This is a genomic window from Pseudomonas sp. FBCC-B1565, from assembly GCF_059133265.1.
Window position 1 is genome coordinate 1,939,296 of the sequence record NZ_CP101438.1, and the last position, 18,722, is coordinate 1,958,017.

At 60.7% G+C, this 18,722-nt stretch carries 22 protein-coding genes; 13 read left to right on the forward strand and 9 right to left on the reverse strand.

What is annotated here, in order from left to right; genetic code table 11:
- The first annotated feature begins 1 nt into the window (after position 1).
- Both NL123_RS09205 and NL123_RS09210 read left to right on the forward strand, forming a co-directional pair.
- Positions 2–1,327, forward strand: coding sequence for an acyclic terpene utilization AtuA family protein (locus NL123_RS09205; RefSeq protein WP_248483315.1), 1,326 nt, complete (start codon positions 2–4; stop codon positions 1,325–1,327).
- On the forward strand, positions 1,324–1,644 hold the full coding sequence (locus NL123_RS09210) for an AtuA-related protein (RefSeq protein WP_494357611.1): 321 nt from the start codon (positions 1,324–1,326) through the stop codon (positions 1,642–1,644). The genes NL123_RS09205 and NL123_RS09210 overlap by 4 nt, the downstream gene beginning before the upstream one ends.
- A 47-nt stretch (positions 1,645–1,691) precedes the next feature.
- On the opposite strand, the gene NL123_RS09215 is transcribed toward NL123_RS09210, so the two are convergent.
- From NL123_RS09215 to NL123_RS09235, 5 genes are all read right to left on the reverse strand, one after another.
- Positions 1,692–2,063, reverse strand: coding sequence for a glutathione S-transferase N-terminal domain-containing protein (locus tag NL123_RS09215; protein ID WP_248483311.1), 372 nt, complete (start codon positions 2,061–2,063; stop codon positions 1,692–1,694).
- Between the two features lie 101 nt (positions 2,064–2,164).
- Entirely contained in the window at positions 2,165–2,710 is a 546-nt protein-coding gene (gene folE / locus NL123_RS09220; protein ID WP_003442011.1) for a GTP cyclohydrolase I FolE, read from the reverse strand.
- 78 nt (positions 2,711–2,788) lie between these two features.
- A complete protein-coding gene (locus NL123_RS09225) occupies positions 2,789–3,346 on the reverse strand; it encodes a Smr/MutS family protein (RefSeq protein WP_058424628.1) in 558 nt (185 codons plus the stop codon).
- 75 nt (positions 3,347–3,421) lie between these two features.
- Entirely contained in the window at positions 3,422–3,742 is a 321-nt protein-coding gene (locus tag NL123_RS09230; RefSeq protein ID WP_058424627.1) for a hypothetical protein, read from the reverse strand.
- Between the two features lie 142 nt (positions 3,743–3,884).
- Positions 3,885–4,475, reverse strand: a complete 591-nt coding sequence (locus tag NL123_RS09235) for a cysteine hydrolase family protein (protein ID WP_025855010.1) — start codon at positions 4,473–4,475, stop codon at positions 3,885–3,887.
- A 239-nt stretch (positions 4,476–4,714) separates the two neighbouring features.
- Here NL123_RS09235 and prmB point away from each other — a divergent pair, with 239 nt between their 5' ends.
- Complete coding sequence (gene prmB / locus NL123_RS09240) at positions 4,715–5,623, forward strand: 50S ribosomal protein L3 N(5)-glutamine methyltransferase (protein WP_248483309.1); 909 nt, start codon at positions 4,715–4,717, stop codon at positions 5,621–5,623.
- A 34-nt stretch (positions 5,624–5,657) separates the two neighbouring features.
- On the opposite strand, the gene NL123_RS09245 is transcribed toward prmB, so the two are convergent.
- Positions 5,658–6,464 (reverse strand): hypothetical protein, encoded by an 807-nt coding sequence (locus NL123_RS09245; protein ID WP_248483307.1) that lies wholly within the window; start codon positions 6,462–6,464, stop codon positions 5,658–5,660.
- Positions 6,465–6,563: 99 nt separating this feature from the next.
- Positions 6,564–7,526 carry an alpha/beta hydrolase gene (locus NL123_RS09250; RefSeq protein WP_248483305.1) on the reverse strand — a complete coding sequence of 321 codons (963 nt, stop codon included), beginning with the start codon at positions 7,524–7,526 and terminating at the stop codon, positions 6,564–6,566.
- Positions 7,527–7,669: 143 nt separating this feature from the next.
- Between NL123_RS09250 and aroC the strand changes: the two genes are divergently transcribed.
- The 4 genes from aroC to NL123_RS09270 all read left to right on the forward strand — a co-directional run bounded on the left by aroC (position 7,670) and on the right by NL123_RS09270 (position 10,983).
- On the forward strand, positions 7,670–8,761 hold the full coding sequence (gene aroC, locus NL123_RS09255; protein ID WP_179040850.1) for a chorismate synthase: 1,092 nt from the start codon (positions 7,670–7,672) through the stop codon (positions 8,759–8,761).
- 51 nt (positions 8,762–8,812) lie between these two features.
- Positions 8,813–9,976 carry an MFS transporter gene (locus NL123_RS09260; protein ID WP_494357612.1) on the forward strand — a complete coding sequence of 388 codons (1,164 nt, stop codon included), beginning with the start codon at positions 8,813–8,815 and terminating at the stop codon, positions 9,974–9,976.
- Entirely contained in the window at positions 9,973–10,503 is a 531-nt protein-coding gene (locus tag NL123_RS09265) for an acireductone dioxygenase (RefSeq protein ID WP_494357613.1), read from the forward strand. The genes NL123_RS09260 and NL123_RS09265 overlap by 4 nt, the downstream gene beginning before the upstream one ends.
- A gap of 210 nt (positions 10,504–10,713) precedes the next feature.
- Positions 10,714–10,983, forward strand: a complete 270-nt coding sequence (locus NL123_RS09270; protein ID WP_058424620.1) for a response regulator transcription factor — start codon at positions 10,714–10,716, stop codon at positions 10,981–10,983.
- Between the two features lie 58 nt (positions 10,984–11,041).
- On the opposite strand, the gene NL123_RS09275 is transcribed toward NL123_RS09270, so the two are convergent.
- Positions 11,042–11,320 (reverse strand): DUF3509 domain-containing protein, encoded by a 279-nt coding sequence (locus NL123_RS09275; protein WP_003172952.1) that lies wholly within the window; start codon positions 11,318–11,320, stop codon positions 11,042–11,044.
- 352 nt (positions 11,321–11,672) lie between these two features.
- Between NL123_RS09275 and NL123_RS09280 the strand changes: the two genes are divergently transcribed.
- From NL123_RS09280 to NL123_RS09300, 5 genes are all read left to right on the forward strand, one after another.
- Positions 11,673–13,499, forward strand: a complete 1,827-nt coding sequence (locus NL123_RS09280) for a long-chain-acyl-CoA synthetase (protein WP_494357614.1) — start codon at positions 11,673–11,675, stop codon at positions 13,497–13,499.
- 110 nt (positions 13,500–13,609) lie between these two features.
- Complete coding sequence (locus NL123_RS09285; protein WP_494357615.1) at positions 13,610–14,125, forward strand: ankyrin repeat domain-containing protein; 516 nt, start codon at positions 13,610–13,612, stop codon at positions 14,123–14,125.
- A 42-nt stretch (positions 14,126–14,167) separates the two neighbouring features.
- Positions 14,168–14,698, forward strand: a complete 531-nt coding sequence (locus NL123_RS09290; RefSeq protein ID WP_071492765.1) for a hypothetical protein — start codon at positions 14,168–14,170, stop codon at positions 14,696–14,698.
- A gap of 67 nt (positions 14,699–14,765) precedes the next feature.
- Positions 14,766–14,957: a PLDc N-terminal domain-containing protein gene (locus NL123_RS09295; protein WP_003192770.1), complete on the forward strand. Its 192-nt coding sequence runs from the start codon at positions 14,766–14,768 to the stop codon at positions 14,955–14,957.
- A gap of 289 nt (positions 14,958–15,246) precedes the next feature.
- Positions 15,247–17,334 (forward strand): LTA synthase family protein, encoded by a 2,088-nt coding sequence (locus NL123_RS09300; protein WP_248483295.1) that lies wholly within the window; start codon positions 15,247–15,249, stop codon positions 17,332–17,334.
- Between the two features lie 55 nt (positions 17,335–17,389).
- Here NL123_RS09300 and NL123_RS09305 read toward each other — a convergent pair whose 3' ends face one another.
- On the reverse strand, positions 17,390–17,542 hold the full coding sequence (locus NL123_RS09305; protein WP_015885095.1) for a DUF3309 family protein: 153 nt from the start codon (positions 17,540–17,542) through the stop codon (positions 17,390–17,392).
- A gap of 328 nt (positions 17,543–17,870) precedes the next feature.
- Between NL123_RS09305 and NL123_RS09310 the strand changes: the two genes are divergently transcribed.
- A complete protein-coding gene (locus NL123_RS09310) occupies positions 17,871–18,686 on the forward strand; it encodes an SDR family oxidoreductase (protein WP_071490757.1) in 816 nt (271 codons plus the stop codon).
- Positions 18,687–18,722: the final 36 nt, after the last annotated feature.

The following is an 18,722-nucleotide window of genomic DNA, read 5'->3' on the forward strand; positions in this document are numbered from 1 at the left end:
GATGAAAACCTTGCGCATCGGTTCCGGTGCCGGCTATTCCGGCGACCGTATCGAACCTGCGGTCGAGTTGGCCGAACACGGCGACCTGGATTACCTGGTATTCGAATGCCTGGCTGAACGCACCATCGCTTTGGCGCAACAGGCGCGTATCAGCGATCCGCAAGGCGGTTACGATCCGCTGTTGAGTGAGCGCATGCGCCGGGTGCTGCCGTTTGTGGGTGTGCAGACCGGGCGCCGTCGCCTGCGGGTGATCACCAATATGGGCGCGGCCAATCCAGTCTCGGCGGCGGCCGAAGTGCGGCGAATTGCTGTTGAGTTGGGCCTGGATCTCAAGGTACTCGCTGTGGTGGGCGACGACGTGTTGACGATGTTGCAGCCCGAGTTTTTGCTGGATAACGGCCAGACCGTCGGCTCTTTGGGTGAACGGTTGATCTCAGCGAATGCCTACCTGGGCGTCGACGGCATTCTGCAGGCATTACACGTCGATGCGGACGTGGTGATCACCGGGCGCGTGGCCGACCCCTCGCTGTTCCTGGCACCGCAGATGTTTGAGTTCGGCTGGGCAGCGGACGATTGGCTGCGCCTGGGGCGCGGCACCTTGGTGGGGCATCTGCTCGAATGTGCCGGGCAAGTCAGCGGTGGGTATTTTGCCGATCCGGGTTTCAAGGATGTGGATGACCTGGCGCGCCTGGGTTTCCCGCTGGCCGAGATTGATGCCGACGGTGAAGCCGTGATCACCAAGGTCACCGGCTCCGGTGGTCGGGTCAGCTGTGCCACCTGCACCGAGCAACTGATCTACGAAGTGCATGACCCTGCGGCCTATCTGACGCCGGATGTTACAGCCGACTTTTCCCAGGTGGGCTTTGTCGAGGAGGGCGCGGATCGCGTTCGTGCCCAAGGTGCTGGGGGGCGCTCGCGTCCCGCACAGTTGAAGGTGAGTGTTGGCTATCTGGACGGATGGATCGGTGAAGGGCAGATGTCCTACGGTGGCCCTGGTGCTGTCGCTCGGGCACAGCTGGCGCGGGATGTCGTGCTCAAGCGCCTTGAGTTGATGGGGGTGAAGATGCAGGACGTGCGTGCCGAATTGATCGGCATGGACTCGCTGCACGGCCCGCGCAGCACGGTGGAGCCCTGGGAAGTGCGCCTGCGCGTGGCGGCTCGTTGTGAAGAGCGCAGCGAAGCGGTGCGCGTCGGCAACGAAGTGGAAACCCTTTACACCAACGGCCCGTCTGGTGGCGGCGGCGCGAGCAAGAGCGTGCGGCAGGTGGTGGCGGTGGCGTCGTTGCTGCTGCCGCGTGATGCGGTCAAACCGAGGATCGAAGCATGAAGCTGCACACACTGGCCCATTCCCGTACCGGGGATAAGGGCGACACGTCGAACATTTCGATCATTGCCTATCGTGCCGAGGATTACCCATTGCTCTGCGCACAGCTGACGGTTGAGCGCGTGGCCGCGTTCTTTGTCGACCAACTGGAGCCAGGCGCCGCACCGGTGCGGCGCTATGAGCTGGCGAATGTGCAGGCACTGAACTTCGTTCTGCCGGGCATTCTGCGTGGTGGTGTCACCCGCTCGCTGGCGCTGGATGCCCATGGCAAGTGCCTGGGCTCCGCGCTGCTGGACATTGATTTGCCAATACTGAACTAAATGTGGGAGTGGGCAAGCCCACTCCCACATTGGTTATCCAGTGTCTGTCAGACCGCAGCGAAACGCTTGTCGAGGTAGTCGATGATCACCTTGGAGTCATACATCCAGGTGGTCTGGCCATTCTCTTCAATACGCAGGCACGGCACTTTGATCTTGCCGCCTTGCTCCAGCAGGGTCTGGCGGTCCTGCGCGTTGTTCTTCGCGTCCTTCAACGCCACCGGCACATTCAGGCGGCGCAGGGTGCGACGGGTCTTCACGCAGAACGGGCAGGCGTGGAACTGATACAGGGTCAGTTCCTTGGCCGCTGCATTCACCTGCGCCTGCTGTTCGGCGGGGCGCTGTTTTTTGCGGGGACGGGTCAGGAAGTCGCCCGCGATGATGATCTGGCCGAGGCCGACTCGAAGTGCTTTGACCAACATGGTGTAAACCTCTTGCCCATAACTGAGGGGCGGCAGCTTACCTGAATTCTGCGGGCGAAAAAAAACCGGCGATGAGCGCCGGTCTTTTCCTACGCAGCCTGTTACTTGATCAGGCTGAGGAATTCGCTGCGGGTCGCCGCGTTTTCGCGGAACTCACCCAGCATCACCGAAGTGATCATCGAAGAATTCTGTTTCTCCACGCCACGCATCATCATGCACATGTGCTTGGCCTCGATCACCACGGCCACGCCCAGGGCGCCGGTGACTTGCATCACCGCATCGGCGATCTGGCGGCTGAGGTTCTCCTGGATCTGCAGGCGGCGCGCATACATGTCGACAATCCGCGCGACCTTGGACAGGCCCAGCACTTTGCCGCTCGGGATATACGCGACATGGGCCTTGCCGATGAACGGCAGCAGGTGGTGTTCGCACAGCGAGTACAACTCGATGTCCTTGACCAGCACCATTTCGCTGTTGTCGGAGCTGAACAAGGCACCGTTGGTGACTTCTTCCAGTGTCTGCTCATAGCCGCGGCAGAGGTACTGCATCGCCTTGGCGGCACGCTTTGGCGTGTCGAGCAGGCCCTCGCGGGAAACGTCCTCGCCGAGTTGGCCGAGGATCGCGGTGTAATTCTGTTCCAGGGACATGAAACTACCTGTGGGATTTTCGCAAAGCGCAAGGTTACGGTGGCGGGCACATCGCTGCAAGCCTGACGATGGCACTTGTTATTCGTCGCGCCCTTCCATCATGGTCCGCTTGAGCATCACATACACCGCCCCCGCGCCGCCGTGACGAGCCTGGCACGAGGTAAAGCCGAGTACCTGGGCATGCTGGCGCAGCCAGGTGTTGACGTGGCTCTTGATCATCGGCCGCTTGCCGTCCAGCCGCACGGCCTTGCCATGGGTGACGCGCACGCAGCGGATTTCGAACTTGGTGGCTTCGGCGAGAAAGGCCCACAGGGTCTCCCGGGCTTTTTCCACGGTCATGCCGTGCAGGTCGAGGCTGCCTTCGAACGGGATCTGGCCGATCTTGAGCTTGCGCATCTGGCTTTCCTGCACACCGTCGCGGGCCCACATCAGCTCGTCTTCGGGGCCGACGTCGATCACGAACTGGTCCGACAGGCCGTCCACGGTGGTGGCATCGGTTCGCACGGTCGCGGCCTGGCGCAGCTTGGCGATCTGCGCGCGGTCGGCCTTGGGTTTGCCGGTGTCGGCGCGGTCGTGCTTGATCGGCTTGACGCCGCGCAGCTCGTTTTTGAACAGGGAAAAATCGTCGTCTTGCATGTCAGCCTCCGCGAAGGGCGGGCAGTTTACCTAAATCGCGGCGGCCGGGGCGCAGGAAACGCTATCCAAGCGCCATCAGTCGTGTTTTTTCATCAGGTGCGAAGCGATATTAAGCGACAACGGCTGGCGCATTTTCCGACGGCTGCGCCGCCACAACCATACGCCCAGCCACAGTACCAGCAGCCCGATCCCCAGCAGGATAGCCGAGCCACCAGGGCTGGCATTCAGCTCGCCAAGGGCCGGCGAGTGACCAGACAGACCGGCACCACCAGCGCCGGCCAACAGCAGACCTACGATCGCCAGCAGCGCGGCGATGCCGGCCACCAGGCGCAGACGCCAGTTGCTCGGGCCCTTGGGGCGCAAGCGACGAGCATCAAAACCATCGGATATCTTCATTCCGACCTTTCCTCCAGGGTATCGGCCCTTCGACCGGACAATACACAGGTTGTTCCGGGACGAGGGGTAAATGCGCCAAATGAAAAGGCTTTGCGGATGAGCGGGGCAATAAACATTGCCGCACCGCTCATCAGAAGGTCGATCAGATCAGATCTTTGGTCAACGCCAGGGTGGCGAAGTTGTCGGCCATGATGGCCATTTCGGTCTGCTGTACGTGCTCGGCGCTGAGGATGCCGCCTTTGTAAGGCAGGTCGCGGGTGGCGCAGGCGTCTTCCACCAGGGTGCAGCGAAAGCCCAGGTTCTTGGCGGCACGCACGGTGGTGCTGACGCTGGAGTGGCTCATGAAACCGCAGACAATCAGATCCAGGGAACCGAGGTCCTGCAGGTGTTTTTCCAGGCCGGTGCCGTGAAATGCGCTGGGCAGCAGTTTGCCGATGATGGTTTCGTCGCCCTCAGGCTCGAGGCCCGGGATGAACTCACCCCGTTCGCCTTGAGGGTCGAACAAGCCGCCAACGGTGCCCAGGTGACGCACATGGACGATCGGGCGCCCGGCGTTGCGCGCTGCGGCGACCAGTTGCTTGATGTTACCAACGGCCGCGTCCATGCCCGAGAGGGCGAGCGGGCCGCTGAGGTATTCCTTCTGGGCGTCGATGATCACGAGGGTCGCATGGCTGAGGTTCGCTGCTGCGTAACCACGACCGCTGAGTTGAAACATCGTCTTTGGAACGGACATTCTGGGGCTCCTGTGAGGGGGGCTTTTGCGACATTGTCCACTGGCTGAGCGGTTCTGTGAATCGCTACCATCGTAAGGTACGCCGTTGTTGACGTGCAGCCATGTCAAGAGGTGGGCCTGTTTAACGCAATGATGGCAATTTGGATGAAATCCGACGGATGGGCGCAGGTTTTCGTACATCGTCGGTACAGGTGAAGGCTGTTAGAATCGCCAGTCGTTTTTTCCAGGAGCTTGTCCCCGTGATCACATCCCGCCTGCGCACGTTGCGCGACCATATTCGTTGGGCTGTCAGCCGTTTCCATGGGGAAGACCTGTTTTTCGGGCATGGCACCGACAATGCCTGGGACGAAGCCCGCCAATTAGTGCTCGGCGCCTTGAACCTGCCATGGGAAATTGCCGACAGTTATCTAGACTGCAATCTGGAGGAAGAGGAAGTCTCCCATGTGCAACGTTTGCTGCATCGGCGCATCCATGAGCGCGTACCCACCGCGTACCTATTGAATGAGGCGTGGTTCTGCGGCATGTCGTTCATTGTCGACGAGCGCGTGCTGATCCCGCGTTCGCCGATTGGCGAGCTGATCGAAAACCGCTTCGAACCCTGGCTGGCCCAGCCGCCCGCCCGCATCCTCGACCTGTGCACCGGCTCCGGCTGCATCGGTATTGCCTGCGCCTACGAGTTTCAGGACGCCGAAGTGGTGCTGGGCGACCTGTCCTTCGAAGCCTTGGAAGTGGCCAACCAGAATATCGAGCGCCATGGCGTCGATGAGCGCGTCTACACCGTGCAGGGTGACGGTTTCGACGGCCTGCCGGGCCAGCGTTTTGACCTGATCGTGTCGAACCCGCCGTATGTGGATGCCGAAGATTTCGCCGACATGCCGGATGAGTACCAACACGAACCGGCGCTGGGCCTGGCCTGTGGTGACGATGGCTTGAACCTGGTACGGCGCATGCTGGCCGAAGCGGCAGACCACTTGACCGAGAAGGGCTTGCTGATCGTGGAAGTGGGCAACAGCCAGGTGCACGTCGAGGCGTTGTACCCGGAAGTGGACTTCGCCTGGCTGGACTTCCAGCGCGGTGGGCATGGGGTGTTCATGTTGACGGCTGAGCAATGCCGTCAACATCAGGCGGTGTTTGCCGCCCGAGTTTAATCGTTACCCGCGGGGCGCCCAATAAACAGGGCGCCTAGCGGTGTGTAGCAATCCAGATCAACAACCCCGCCTGAAACACTGTAAACGCCACCAGGCAGGTGATGGTAAAGCGCAACCCGCTGTCCTCACGCTTGAACTTGGTGACCTTTTCCTCTTCCTTGCGCAGTTTCACTTCCTGCTCCGCCAGGTTCTGCTCGGCCTGTTGCAGCATCTGCGCGGCTTCGAGAATCTCCACGAACTGCACCTTCTCGGTGTTCCAACTGTCCAGCACATCGCCGACCTTGCCCGGCTGCACATTACCTTTGAGGTGCTGCACATCGGCGTAGGCCACATCAAAGCCCTGGATGCGCAGGAAGTGATCACGGCGTAGGCGGGTGGCCTCGTTCAACGCATCTTTGTTGGCCAGGTCGACGCCGTCGACGCGGTAGTGTGACCACTTCTTCTTCGCCCACGCGGCGCCCTGGGCCACCAGGAAGCGACCGATACCCCGGTTGGCCGGTTCGATTTCCAGGCTGTTGCCCGGGCCGAAGTGCACGCGGTGCTTGTCGTGGTCGACCCAGATGTCCAGGTGGTTCTGCTCACGGCGCACGCGCTGCCCTGGCAGCTGGATCACCATGCGCAGCAGGCTGTGGTGTTTGTCATTGCGCTCGGCGTAGCCAAACTGCACGAAGCGCAACGGTCGCACGCCGGTGGCGCGGTCGGTGGCCAGGGGCGCCAGGCGCAGCATCTTGAAATGCTCGGCCTGGACCTCCGCCCACGGCAAGGGCGCCGCGTCGACGGCCTCGGTTTTTTCAGCCGGGGTATCGGCGGTGGATTCCGGTGTTGCTTCAGTGGTTGTCATGCGGCGCGATCCTGTCCAAGCCCAGCGAGCCGACAGTCTTTTTGCTGTCGACCCAGGGCTTATCGGCCGTTTTTCCCAGGACTGGAGACAAATTGTCGCTTAACGGGGTTGAAGTCCGTCGATAAAGCGCACGACGCGGCTGCCCAGCTCGGCGGCAAGGGGCAGTTGCGGATCGTTGTACGAGGCCAATTGCTGCTTCACGTCGTTGGGCACGATGCGCATCACGTGGTTCATGCCTTCGATCACCGCCAGCTGTGCGTCGGGCTTGGCCTTTTTCAATTGCTGGGCGTCGCCCACACCCACCTGGATATCGTTGGTGCCCTGGATGATCAGCGCGGGCATGCGCAACTGGGCGAACGCGGCCGAAGGGTCGGCACGGAACAGGCTGATCAGGTACGGCTGCACACTGGGGCGGAAAATGCCTTCCAGCGGGCCGGGTACATCAGCATCCACCTGGCCGGCCTTGAGGTGATCGAGGATCTCGTTGCTGCGCAGCAACAGGGCAGGGGGCAGGTGATCGGCCAACTGCTGGCGGATCACCTGGTCCACCGGGCGTGCGCTGCCGGACAACGAAATGACGCCGGCCGGGTCCAGTTGCGGCGCGGCGAGAGCCGCGACCAAGGCACCTTCGCTGTGACCCAGCACAATCAACGGGCCCAGGCGTGTGTCGGCCTTGAGCAGCTTGCCCCAGGCCACGGCATCGGCCACGTAGGCATCCAGGGTCAGGTTGCGCTCATCCGGCGTGGCCGCCAGGCTGGCCGCGACGCCGCGCTTGTCGTAGCGCACGCTGGCAATGTTGTGCCGCGCCAGCACCCAGGCCAGGCGCTTGAGACTGTCGTTGCGCGCGCCGTCGGCACTGTTGCCGTTGCGGTCGGTAGGGCCGGAGCCAGGGATGATCAGTACAACCGGGACTGGCTTATCGGATTTGGGCAACAAGAGTGAGCCAAACAGCTCGCCACTGCCGGTGTCCAGGCTGATGGGCCTTTGCAGCACGACAGGGGAGGCGGCGAAGCCAACACTGGAAAACAGGGTGAGGGTCAAAAGCAGAACTCGCAGCATCATCGCGCCATCATGAGGAAGGTGCCGGTTGGACCAAGGTCTACCGGTAAGGTTTCGAGGATGAACTACTCGGTTAGCCTGCGTATACTGGCCGCCTTAAGTTATTACGGTTGACTTGATTCAACTGATTTCACGGAGCGCCCTGCATGTCCGGCAATACCTTCGGCAAGCTGTTCACTGTCACCACCGCGGGCGAAAGCCATGGCCCGGCGTTGGTCGCCATTGTCGACGGCTGCCCGCCAGGCCTCGAGCTGTCCCTGGAAGACCTGCAGCGTGACCTCGACCGCCGCAAGCCCGGCACCAGCCGCCACACCACCCAGCGCCAGGAGCCCGACGAAGTCGAGATCCTCTCCGGGGTGTTCGAAGGCCGCACCACCGGCTGCTCCATCGGCCTGCTGATCCGCAACACCGACCAGAAGTCCAAGGACTACTCGGCGATCAAGGACCTGTTCCGCCCGGCTCACGCCGACTACACCTACCACCACAAATACGGCGAGCGCGACTACCGTGGCGGCGGCCGCAGTTCGGCCCGCGAAACCGCCATGCGTGTGGCCGCCGGTGCCATCGCCAAGAAATACCTGGCCACCCAGGGCATCGTGATCCGTGGCTACATGAGCCAACTGGGCCCGATTGAAATCCCGTTCAAGACCTGGGACAGCGTCGAGGACAACGCCTTCTTCAGCCCGGACCCGGACAAGGTGCCGGAACTGGAAGCCTATATGGACCAGTTGCGCCGCGACCAGGATTCCGTCGGCGCCAGGATCACCGTGGTGGCCGAGGGCGTGAAGCCGGGCCTGGGCGAACCGATCTTCGACCGCCTGGATGCGGAACTCGCCCATGCGCTGATGAGCATCAACGCGGTCAAAGGCGTTGAAATCGGCGCCGGTTTTGCCTGTGTGTCCCAGCGTGGCACCGAGCACCGCGACGAACTGACCCCGCAAGGTTTCCTCAGCAACAACGCGGGCGGCATCCTCGGCGGTATTTCCTCGGGCCAGCCGATCGTGGCGCACCTGGCGCTCAAGGCCACGTCGAGCATCACCACGCCGGGCCGTTCCATCGATGTGCACGGCAACCCGGTGGATGTGATCACCAAAGGCCGCCACGACCCGTGCGTCGGCATCCGCGCCACGCCGATCGCCGAAGCGATGATGGCCATCGTGTTGATGGACCACCTGTTGCGCAATCGCGGGCAAAACGCCGATGTGCGCGTGAGTACGCCGGTGCTGGGCCAGCTGTGACTGTGGTGAGCGAGCTTGCTCGCGCTGGGCTGCGAAGCAGCCCCATCTAGCATGACCTCATCTCTCCCATACTGGCGCCTCTCCAGCTTCTACCTGTTCTACTTCGCCCTCCTGGGGGCGACTGCGCCGTTCCTGGCGCTGTACTTCGATCACCTGGGGTTCTCCAGCGCGCGCATCGGCGAGCTGGTGGCCATTCCCATGCTGATGCGCTGCGTGGCGCCCAACCTGTGGGGCTGGCTGGGCGATTACACCGGCCGGCGCCTGGCCATCGTGCGTTTTGGCGCGGTATGCACCCTGGCGAGTTTTTCGCTGATCTTCGTCAGCCACACCTACGCCTGGCTGGCCCTGGTCATGGCGCTGCATGCGTTCTTCTGGCACGCGGTACTGCCGCAGTTTGAAGTGATCACCCTTGCGCACCTGCAAAAGCAGACGGCGCGCTACAGCCAGATCCGCCTGTGGGGTTCCATCGGGTTTATCCTCACCGTGGTGATCATGGGCCGCCTGTTCGACTGGCTGAGCCTGGACATCTACCCGGTGGTGGTCGTGGTGATCATGGCGGGCATTATCGGCGCCAGCCTGTGGGTGCCGAATGCGCAGCCCACCACCCACGGCAATCGTCTGGTGGGCGACGGCTTCCTCAAGCAATTGCGCAGCCCCGGCGTGCTGGCGTTTTATGCCTGCGTGGCATTGATGCAACTGAGCCACGGTCCGTATTACACCTTTCTGACGCTGCACCTGGAACACCTGGGTTACAGCCGCAGTGTGATCGGCATGCTGTGGGCCCTGGGGGTCGTGGCGGAAGTGTTGATGTTCCTCGGCATGAGCCGCATCCTCACGCGCTTTTCGGTACGTCGGGTACTGCTGGCGAGTTTCCTGTTGGCGGCGCTGCGCTGGTTGCTGCTAGGGTCGTTTGCCGAGTATTTCTGGGTGCTGTTGCTGGCGCAGGTGATGCACGCCGCCACGTTCGGCAGCTTTCATGCGGCCTCGATTGCCTTTGTGCAACGCAGTTTTGGTGACCGGCAACAAGGCCAGGGCCAGGCGCTCTACGCCGCCCTGGCCGGTACCGGCGGTGCGCTGGGTGCGCTGTATGCCGGCTACAGCTGGAACCTGTTGGGGCCGACCCTGACGTTCAGCATCGCGAGCGTCGCGGCCCTGGCCGCCGCCCTTATCATCGGTCTTCGATTGCACGAGCAGAACCAAGGAACCCTTCAATGAGCTATGTCGCCGTCTACTCCGTTGCTTCACCGGACACCCCGAACAAGGTCCTCACCCACTACGAGGATATTGCTGCGACCCTGGCCGAACACGGCGTGCGTTTTGAGCGTTGGCAGCCTGTCCCCATCGAGAAGGGGGCCACAGATGCGCAATTGATTGCGGCGTACAAGGCGCAGATTCAGGCCTTGGGCTACGCAGATGCGCGGGTGCTCAAGGTGACGGAGGATCATCTCCAGAAGGCCGAAGTGCGTGCGGGTTTTCTTGCTGAGCGCCGCTACAGCGAAGATACCGCGCGGTTCATCATTGCTGGCCAGGGGCTGTTTTCCCTGCACATAGGCGATTACGTATACGCCGTGCGCTGTGAGAAAAACGACCTGCTGGTGATCCCGGCCGGTATGGCGCACTGGATTGATATGGGTGAGAACCCGCACTTCGTCACGCTGCGCCTGTGCAGTACGGCTGAAGAATGTATACCGGAGTTCACCGAGGACGATATTGCCAGTCGTTTCCCCGGCCTCGACGACTAATCCCCACCTATCAAAAACTACAACCCCTGAAGGTTGGAAGTTGCTGTGGGAAGAAACTTAAACTTCTGTAAGGCCCGGATGTTTATGCGCGGGCCTGCGCCTTAATACCATTCGTTATGTAACCCTCTGCGGCATCAATGTTTATGTCACCTGTCAATAGGAGGAATCCGAAGGTGGTGCGGCATGAGCCAGGAAAAAGGAGAGGATCTAATGAGCGGCCCCAAGGAATCGTATCTACCGCCGTATTCAGTGCCTAATGCAATCAGGCGACGTTTGAACCTGGCGGGCAAGGCACTGACCCCGGCGGAGTTGGAAATCCTGCGCTGGGCTTCGGAAGGCAAGACCGTCTGGGAGATCAGCCAGATACGCGCCACGTCCGAAGCAACCGTGAAGTTCCACCTGCGCAATATCTACTGCAAGCTGGAAGTGACCAATCGGGTACAGGCCGTCAACGAAGCCAGCCGACAAGGGCTGTGTTGAACCCATGAAAAAGGGCCGCGACGCTAGAGGCGTCGCGGCCCTTTTGGGTATCTGGAGCTTAAGCCGAGTGGTAGGTCGGCAAGGCAAAGCGGTTCTGGCTTTGCAGCATCGAAATCTGCGGCAGCTCGCTGGCCTGTTCTGCCAGGTCGCGGCGAATGGCGCTGATAACCCATGTCAGCTGGTCGGCAGTGTGCAATTGCTGGTATGAGATCGAACGCTTGACCTGTTTACCCTCGCTGTTGCGCAGGGTCAGCAGGATGCCGCCATCTGGACGAGGCTGGGTGGTGACATCGTAGTTGGAGAATACTGAAGCGAATTTATCTTGGATCAGGCTCATGTCTATCAGCTCCGTTGGCTCAAGTTGGCAAGCATGGAGAGATAGGTGCAGTGATTGTGCCAGCTAGTGATTTAAATAAATATCGTTATAAATCAATAGTTTATAAAAACTCTAAATTTTCGAATTCGTGCAATTTGCATGAATGGCCATCATGCATCCTGCATTTTGCGTTGCTTGGCAGGGTCGAGCATGCAGGCCATTACTCATAAAGACTCCCTCTGCCTGGCTAAATTCCTTTTTTCAGCGCTCGCTTATCGGGATACAAAACTTTTCAAATCCTGCGTGTACAGCCGAAGAGGGCCTGACGTACTTTTCTGCAAGGTTTACGCACAATAAGAAAAAGGATGTTCCCATGAGCCACGCGCAAAACGACATGATTACCTGGGGCATGATGCTGCGGAAGGTGCCGGCCATTGTTCGCGCTTTGCCACGCGTGGTGCGCGGCATGCGGGCCGCCAATGTCACCGACCCCGCGCAGCCCTGTGGCCTGGGCTGGCATTTTGAACAAGCCACCCTGCGTAACCCGCATGGCACGGCCTTGTTGTACGGCGACCGCGTAGTCAGCTACAGCGAAGCCAACCAACAGGCCAACCGCATGGCCCACCATCTGCAAGCCCAAGGCATCGGCAAGGGCGACGTAGTGGCGATCTTTATTGAAAACCGTCCCGAGTTGCTGCTGAGCGTACTGGCCGTGGCCAAGCTGGGCGGCATCTGCGCGATGCTCAATACCGCGCAAACCCAGGCGGCGCTGCTGCACAGCCTCAACCTGGTGAACCCGGTGGCGATTGTGGCCGGTGCAGAATTGGTGGCTTCTTATGACGCGGTACGTGAGCAGGTGAGCATTCCTGTGGAACGGACCTGGTTTGTCGCGGACCAGCAGGTCAATGCGCTGCCCGACGGTTACTGTGACCTGATGGCAGCCAGCGCCGGATGCCCGGTGGACAACCCGCCGAGTACCGCGCAGATTTTCTTCAACGACCCCTGCTTCTATATCTATACCTCCGGCACCACCGGGCTGCCCAAGGCCGGCATCATGAAACATGGCCGCTGGACCAAGACCGCGGTCAGCTTCGGCAGCATTGCGCTGGACATGGGGCCGGAGGATGTTCTTTATTGCACCCTGCCGCTGTATCACGCCACCGGCCTCTGCGTCTGCTGGGGCTCGGCGATTGTCGGCGCGTCCGGGTTCGCTATCCGGCGCAAGTTCAGCGCCAGCCAGTTCTGGGAGGATGCGCGCAAATTCAAAGCGACCACCCTCGGTTATGTCGGCGAATTGTGCCGCTATCTGCTCGATCAGCCGGCCACCGGAAACGACCGTGACCACCGCGTGACCAAGATGGTTGGCAATGGCCTGCGCCCCGGTGTGTGGGCACAGTTCAAGGCGCGTTACGGCGTGGAGCATGTCTGCGAGTTGTACGCCGCCAGCGACGGCAATATCGGTTTCACCAACATATTGAATTTCGACAACACCGTCGGCTTTTGCCTGCAGCACTGGGCGTTGGTGGACTACGCCCACGACAGCGGTGAGCCGATCCGTGGCAGCGATGGCTTCATGCACAAAGTGAAGACCGGCGGGCAGGGCTTGTTGCTGGCCAGGATCGATGAAAAGTCTCCCTATGACGGTTACACCGACCCGGAGAAAAACCGCAAGGTGATCCTCACGGATGTGTTCGAGAAGGGCGACCGCTACTTTAATACCGGCGACCTGGTGCGCAGCATCGGCTTCGGCCATGCACAGTTTGTCGACCGCCTGGGCGATACCTATCGCTGGAAGGGAGAAAACGTCTCGACCACCGAAGTGGAAAACATCCTGCTGCAACACCCGCAGATCGCTGAAGTCGTGGCCTATGGCGTGGAAATCGAAAACACCAATGGCCGCGCCGGTATGGTCGCCATCACCCCGAGCGAATCGCTGGCTGCCCTGGACATGCGCGAGTTGCTGCAGTTCGCTCATGGTCAGTTGCCGCACTATGCCGTGCCGTTGTTCCTGCGGATCAAGGTGAAGATGGAAACCACCGGCACCTTCAAATACCAGAAGGTGCGGCTCAAGGAGGAAGCCTTCGACCCGGACAAGGCCGGCAATGACCCGGTCTATGCCTGGCTGCCGGGGTCGGACAGTTATGTGCCGGTCACCGGGCAGTTGCTGGCGCAGATCCAGGGTGGGCATTTCCGCTATTAAAGGAGCGCTATTGATTCTGCCTATGGCCGCTTTTGACAAAAAAGCCATGACAGCGGGGAACTCCCTCGCGACACTGGGCGCCATATAAAGCACCAGACAAGGAGCCCCACATGTCAGACCAAGCCAAACAAATGACCGAAGACGAAGCTGCCGAATTTGCCGAACAGGTCTTCGACGTTGCCCGTAAAGGCGACGCCGCCATGCTCGCTGCGCTGCTGGCCAAAGGCTTGCCGGCCAACTTTCGCAACCATAACGGCGACACCCTGCTGATGCTCGCGGCCTACCACGGCCACGCCGAGGCGGTAAAAGTGCTGCTGGAGTTCAAGGCCGATCCGCAGATCGCCAACGACAAGAATCAGCTGCCGATGGCTGGTGCAGCGTTCAAGGGCAACCTGGACGTGGTCAAGGCGCTGATCGAAGGGGGCGCGCCGGTGGATGCCGCGTCTTCCGACGGCCGTACGGCGTTGATGATGGCGGCGATGTTCAACCGCGTGGCGATGGTCGATTACCTGCTGGGGCAGGGCGCCAACCCCAAGGCCACCGACGCCAATGGCGCCACCGCACTGGCTGCCGCGCAGACCATGGGCGCGGTGGATACGGCGGCGCAGTTGCAGAAACTGGTGTAGGCTACGCGCCCTCAAAAGCCAGCCCGCTACAGGATCATTTCCATGAAAACCGCCCTCGTCGAACTCATCAGCAAAATCAGCGCCGGCGTCATGGGCGAGGACGAGGTGGCGCGGATCGCCGATGAAGCAGCCCAGGCCTACGCCGACCCGGCCGCGTTTCTGGCGGCCAACCCGGATATCAACTACGACGACACCTTCCCCATCCCACTCGGTGAGTGGGTGGTGGTCGGCAGCCTGCCGGACACCGTACTGTTCCAGGCCGACACCTATGGTGACCTGTTCGCGCAGATCGTCGCGTCGTTCGGCCCCGGCGTGGCGTTCAACCTCAAGCCCAAGCAACTGGCCAAGACCGAAGACCTGACCGCACTCAACCGCATCCAGATCCAGATGAGCGCCCTCAGCCCCGAGGATGGCGGCTACGTATTGCTCAACTTCAGCCAGTTGCTCGATGACGAAATCCAGGCGGTGCTGGTCTACGGCAACGACCTGCCGCGCGTGCTGGAGCTGTGCGCTGAAGTGGGCATCAAGGGCGAACCGTCCCTGGAAGCGCTGAAAGTCGCCGTTCACGTCTGAAATAAAACGGAACCCCCGCCAGGGCTGACTATCCTACAAGGGCATGCCCTCACTTAGGAGCGACACCATGGGTTCCACGTTCAATAGCTTGATCGGGCTGATCATCCTCGCGCTGGATATCTGGGCGATCATCAACGTGTTCAAAAGCGGCGCAAGCACGGGCGCCAAGGTGTTGTGGATCCTGTTGATCCTGCTGCTGCCGGTGCTGGGCCTGATCATCTGGGCGATTGCCGGGCCACGGGGTAATGTGCGGATCTGATCGCGCGCCCGACCTGGCAGCTGTCGAACCCCGGCTCGACAGCTGCCAGGCCATGGCTTTTCCCTTCAATTCATTTTGTGTTTCGAAATATTCGCTGCACAAAATTTTCACATCCCGTCCAAGACAATTCGCCGGCTTTATCTTCCTGCCAAGGCCCTAACCCAAGAGCCGCTAAAGGCGGAGCGCCGGTGCACGTTCAGTAATTAATAGCCTTGCCGCCGTTGATCGGGCACCATTCGCGCCACTGCACTACTTCGTCACTTAAACTTCCAATGGGTCCTGAAACGACATGGCAAACCCGGACGCCCTGAGTCAGCAGCGAGCTTCTAATCGCCTGCTGCAACCGACCGTCAAATCCCATCTGGCGTACACGCTGCTCTGCGCACTGGTCATGATGGTGATGTTCTCCCTGCTGCGCCTGGCGCTGCTGGTGTACAACCGCGAAATGATCCTCGACACGCCGGCCTCGACCTTCCTCGAAGCGTTCGGCAATGGGACGCGCTTTGACATCCGCTTCGTGATGTATGCGTTGGTCCCGCTGCTGCTGGCCTTGTTCAGCGTCCGCGCCATGGCCGCGCGTGGGTTCTTCCGTCTGTGGCTGACCGTCGCGTCCAGCATTGCCCTGTTCCTGGGCCTGATGGAGATGGACTTCTACCGCGAGTTCCACCAGCGCCTCAACGGCCTGGTCTTCCAGTATGTGAAGGAAGACCCCAAGACCGTGATGAGCATGCTCTGGTACGGTTTTCCGGTGGTGCGCTACCTGCTGGCCTGGGCCGTGGGTACGTTGATCCTGAGCATGGCGTTCAAAGGCGCCGACCGCGCCACACGTCCGCGTGGCCCGTTCAGCGGTGGCAGCATCGGCACGCGCCAGGTGGCGCCTTGGTACACGCGTATCGCGGTGTTCGTGGTCTGCCTGCTGATCGCCGTGGTCGCCATCCGTGGCACCCTGCGCCAAGGCCCGCCACTGCGTTGGGGTGATGTGTACACCACCGACTCCAACTTCGCCAACCAGTTGGGCCTCAATGGCACCTTGTCACTGATTGCGGCGGCCAAGGCCCGCTTCGGCGAAGACCGTTCCAACATCTGGAAGGCCACCCTCGACCAGCCGCTGGCTACCCAGACCGTGCGTGACATGCTGGTGCTGCCGCAAGAGAAGCTGGTGGATACCGACATCGCTGCCGTGCGCCGCGACTACATGCCGCCGGCCGAGAAGACCCTGCCGATCAAGAACGTGGTCGTGATCCTCATGGAGAGCTTCGCCGGTCACTCGGTCGGCGCCTTGGGTCGTCCAGGCAACATCACGCCGTACTTCGACAAACTGTCCAAGGAAGGCCTGCTGTTCGACCGTTTCTTCTCCAACGGCACCCATACCCACCAGGGCATGTTCGCCACCATGGCGTGCTTCCCGAACCTGCCGGGCTTCGAATACCTGATGCAGACCCCCGAAGGCAGCCACAAGCTGTCGGGCCTGCCGCAGTTGCTCAGCGCGCGCAAGTTTGACGACGTGTATGTGTACAACGGCGATTTCGCCTGGGACAACCAGTCGGGCTTCTTCAGCAACCAGGGCATGACCAACTTCATCGGTCGCAATGACTTCGTCGACCCGGTGTTCTCCGACCCGACGTGGGGCGTGTCCGACCAGGATATGTTCAACCGTGGCCTGGAAGAGCTCAAGGCGCGTGAAGGCGGCAAGCCGTTCTATGCGTTGCTGCAAACCCTGTCCAACCACACGCCGTATGCGTTGCCGACGCCATTGCCGGTAGAGAAAGTCACCGACCGTGGCAGCCTCAACGAGCATTTGACTGCCATGCGCTACTCCGACTGGGCATTGGGCCAGTTCTTTGAGAAGGCCCGCAAGGAGCCGTACTTCAAGGAAACCCTGTTCGTGATCGTGGGTGACCATGGCTTCGGCAACGAGCAGCAGATCACCGAAATGGACCTGGGCCGTTTCAACGTGCCGATGCTGATGATCGCGCCAGGCATGCAGGAAAAGTTCGGCGAGCGTGACCACACCGTGGGCACCCAGATCGACATCGTGCCAACCATCATGGGCCGCCTGGGTGGCGATACCCTGCACCAGTGCTGGGGCCGTGACCTGTTGAACCTGCCGGAAGGCGATAAGGGTTTTGGCGTGATCAAGCCATCGGGCAGCGATCAGACCGTGGCGTTGGTGACCGCAGACCGCATTCTGGTGCTGCCGAAGGAAATGCCACCGAAGTTGTGGGAATACGAACTGGGCGCCAACCCGACCGGTAAAGTGATCCCCGAGTCGCCGGACGAGGCGGCGCTGAAGCAGAAACTTGAGTCGTTCCTGCAGACGGCCACCAAGAGTCTGTTGGATAACACCGCGGGTGTAGTCAACGGCAAGCCGGACTAATTAATCGGCCATAAAAAAGAGGCCCTTTAAAGGGCCTCTTTTTTTTGCCTGGCGTTTATATACGCCCAAGCAACAACAGTACCAGCAGCACCACCAGGACAACGCCCAGGATACCCGACGGGCCGTAACCCCAGTTGCGTGAGTGAGGGAACACTGGCAAACCGCCGACCAGCAGCAGGATCAGGATAATGATCAGAATGAGGCTCATGGTTTTTTTCCTTATTGGCCTTCTGCAAAGACCGGTTGTTTAACGATAGGCCCGCATATTAAAGACAGACGCCTTAACAACTCCGACTATGGCCCCTCGCAGAAAATTCAGTATTTTTTTAAAGCATTTCGCAAACGTGCTTATTTCTTTTAATGCGCTCGCAACTAAAACCTATTAGTTGAAAAATATTGAACTTAGGCTATACGCAAACATCCGACCCGGCCCACGGTTTGCCAGGGGCATTCATCACTCTGATGGTGGATGGGGGCAGGAAAAACCTTCGCTACACTGCCGATCACTTCTTCCGTGAACCACAAGGCAGCTTCCTATGCAAAATCGCATGATGATCACTGGCGCCGGGTCCGGCCTGGGTCGTGAAATCGCTCTGCGCTGGGCCCGTGAGGGTTGGCAGTTGGCCTTGTCGGATGTCAGCGAGCCCGGCCTGCAAGAAACCCTCAGGTTGGTGCGCGAGGCCGGTGGCGAAGGTTTTATCCAGCGCTGCGACGTGCGCGACTACAGCCAGCTCACCGCATTCGCCCAGGCCTGTGAGGTCAAGCTCGGTGGTATCGATGTGATCGTCAACAACGCGGGCGTGGCGTCAGGCGGCTTCTTTGCCGAGTTGTCCCTGGAGGACTGGGACTGGCAGATCGCAATCAACCTGATGGGCGTGGTCAAGGGCTGCAAGGCGTTCCTGCCGCTGCTGGAAAAGAGCAAGGGCCGCATCATCAACATCGCCTCCATGGCTGCACTGATGCAGGGGCCGGCCATGAGTAACTACAACGTGGCCAAGGCCGGTGTGGTGGCGTTGTCGGAGAGTCTGCTGGTGGAACTCAAGCAGCAGGAAATCGGTGTGCATGTGGTGTGCCCATCGTTCTTCCAGACCAATCTCCTGGATTCGTTCCGTGGGCCGACCCCCGCCATGAAGGCCCAGGTGGGCAAGCTGCTGGAAAGCTCGCCGATTTCGGCGGCGGATATCGCCGACTACATCTATCAGCGGGTCGCGGAGGGCGAGTTCATGATCCTGCCCCACGAGCAGGGGCGCATGGCATGGGCGTTGAAGCAGAAGAACCCGCAATTGCTGTATGACGAAATGACCAGCATGGCCGACAAAATGCGCGCCAAGGCACAGGCTGCCAAGGGCTGATCGGGTAGTGGTCTGTCAGGTATTTTACCTACACAT

Coding starts and splice junctions, on each gene's coding strand:
- NL123_RS09230 (WP_058424627.1), bottom strand. CDS start 3,742: ATGAAGATATCCGATGGTTTTGATGCTCGTCGCTTGCGCCCCAAGGGC.
- NL123_RS09295 (WP_003192770.1), top strand. CDS start 14,766: ATGGGTTCCACGTTCAATAGCTTGATCGGGCTGATCATCCTCGCGCTG.
- NL123_RS09270 (WP_058424620.1), top strand. CDS start 10,714: ATGAGCGGCCCCAAGGAATCGTATCTACCGCCGTATTCAGTGCCTAAT.
- NL123_RS09205 (WP_248483315.1), top strand. CDS start 2: ATGAAAACCTTGCGCATCGGTTCCGGTGCCGGCTATTCCGGCGACCGT.
- NL123_RS09260 (WP_494357612.1), top strand. CDS start 8,813: ATGACCTCATCTCTCCCATACTGGCGCCTCTCCAGCTTCTACCTGTTC.
- NL123_RS09310 (WP_071490757.1), top strand. CDS start 17,871: ATGCAAAATCGCATGATGATCACTGGCGCCGGGTCCGGCCTGGGTCGT.
- NL123_RS09300 (WP_248483295.1), top strand. CDS start 15,247: ATGGCAAACCCGGACGCCCTGAGTCAGCAGCGAGCTTCTAATCGCCTG.
- NL123_RS09265 (WP_494357613.1), top strand. CDS start 9,973: ATGAGCTATGTCGCCGTCTACTCCGTTGCTTCACCGGACACCCCGAAC.
- NL123_RS09305 (WP_015885095.1), bottom strand. CDS start 17,542: ATGAGCCTCATTCTGATCATTATCCTGATCCTGCTGCTGGTCGGCGGT.
- folE (WP_003442011.1), bottom strand. CDS start 2,710: ATGTCCCTGGAACAGAATTACACCGCGATCCTCGGCCAACTCGGCGAG.
- NL123_RS09275 (WP_003172952.1), bottom strand. CDS start 11,320: ATGAGCCTGATCCAAGATAAATTCGCTTCAGTATTCTCCAACTACGAT.
- NL123_RS09285 (WP_494357615.1), top strand. CDS start 13,610: ATGTCAGACCAAGCCAAACAAATGACCGAAGACGAAGCTGCCGAATTT.
- aroC (WP_179040850.1), top strand. CDS start 7,670: ATGTCCGGCAATACCTTCGGCAAGCTGTTCACTGTCACCACCGCGGGC.
- NL123_RS09210 (WP_494357611.1), top strand. CDS start 1,324: ATGAAGCTGCACACACTGGCCCATTCCCGTACCGGGGATAAGGGCGAC.
- NL123_RS09250 (WP_248483305.1), bottom strand. CDS start 7,526: ATGATGCTGCGAGTTCTGCTTTTGACCCTCACCCTGTTTTCCAGTGTT.
- NL123_RS09245 (WP_248483307.1), bottom strand. CDS start 6,464: ATGACAACCACTGAAGCAACACCGGAATCCACCGCCGATACCCCGGCT.
- NL123_RS09225 (WP_058424628.1), bottom strand. CDS start 3,346: ATGCAAGACGACGATTTTTCCCTGTTCAAAAACGAGCTGCGCGGCGTC.
- NL123_RS09280 (WP_494357614.1), top strand. CDS start 11,673: ATGAGCCACGCGCAAAACGACATGATTACCTGGGGCATGATGCTGCGG.
- NL123_RS09235 (WP_025855010.1), bottom strand. CDS start 4,475: ATGTCCGTTCCAAAGACGATGTTTCAACTCAGCGGTCGTGGTTACGCA.
- NL123_RS09290 (WP_071492765.1), top strand. CDS start 14,168: ATGAAAACCGCCCTCGTCGAACTCATCAGCAAAATCAGCGCCGGCGTC.
- NL123_RS09215 (WP_248483311.1), bottom strand. CDS start 2,063: ATGTTGGTCAAAGCACTTCGAGTCGGCCTCGGCCAGATCATCATCGCG.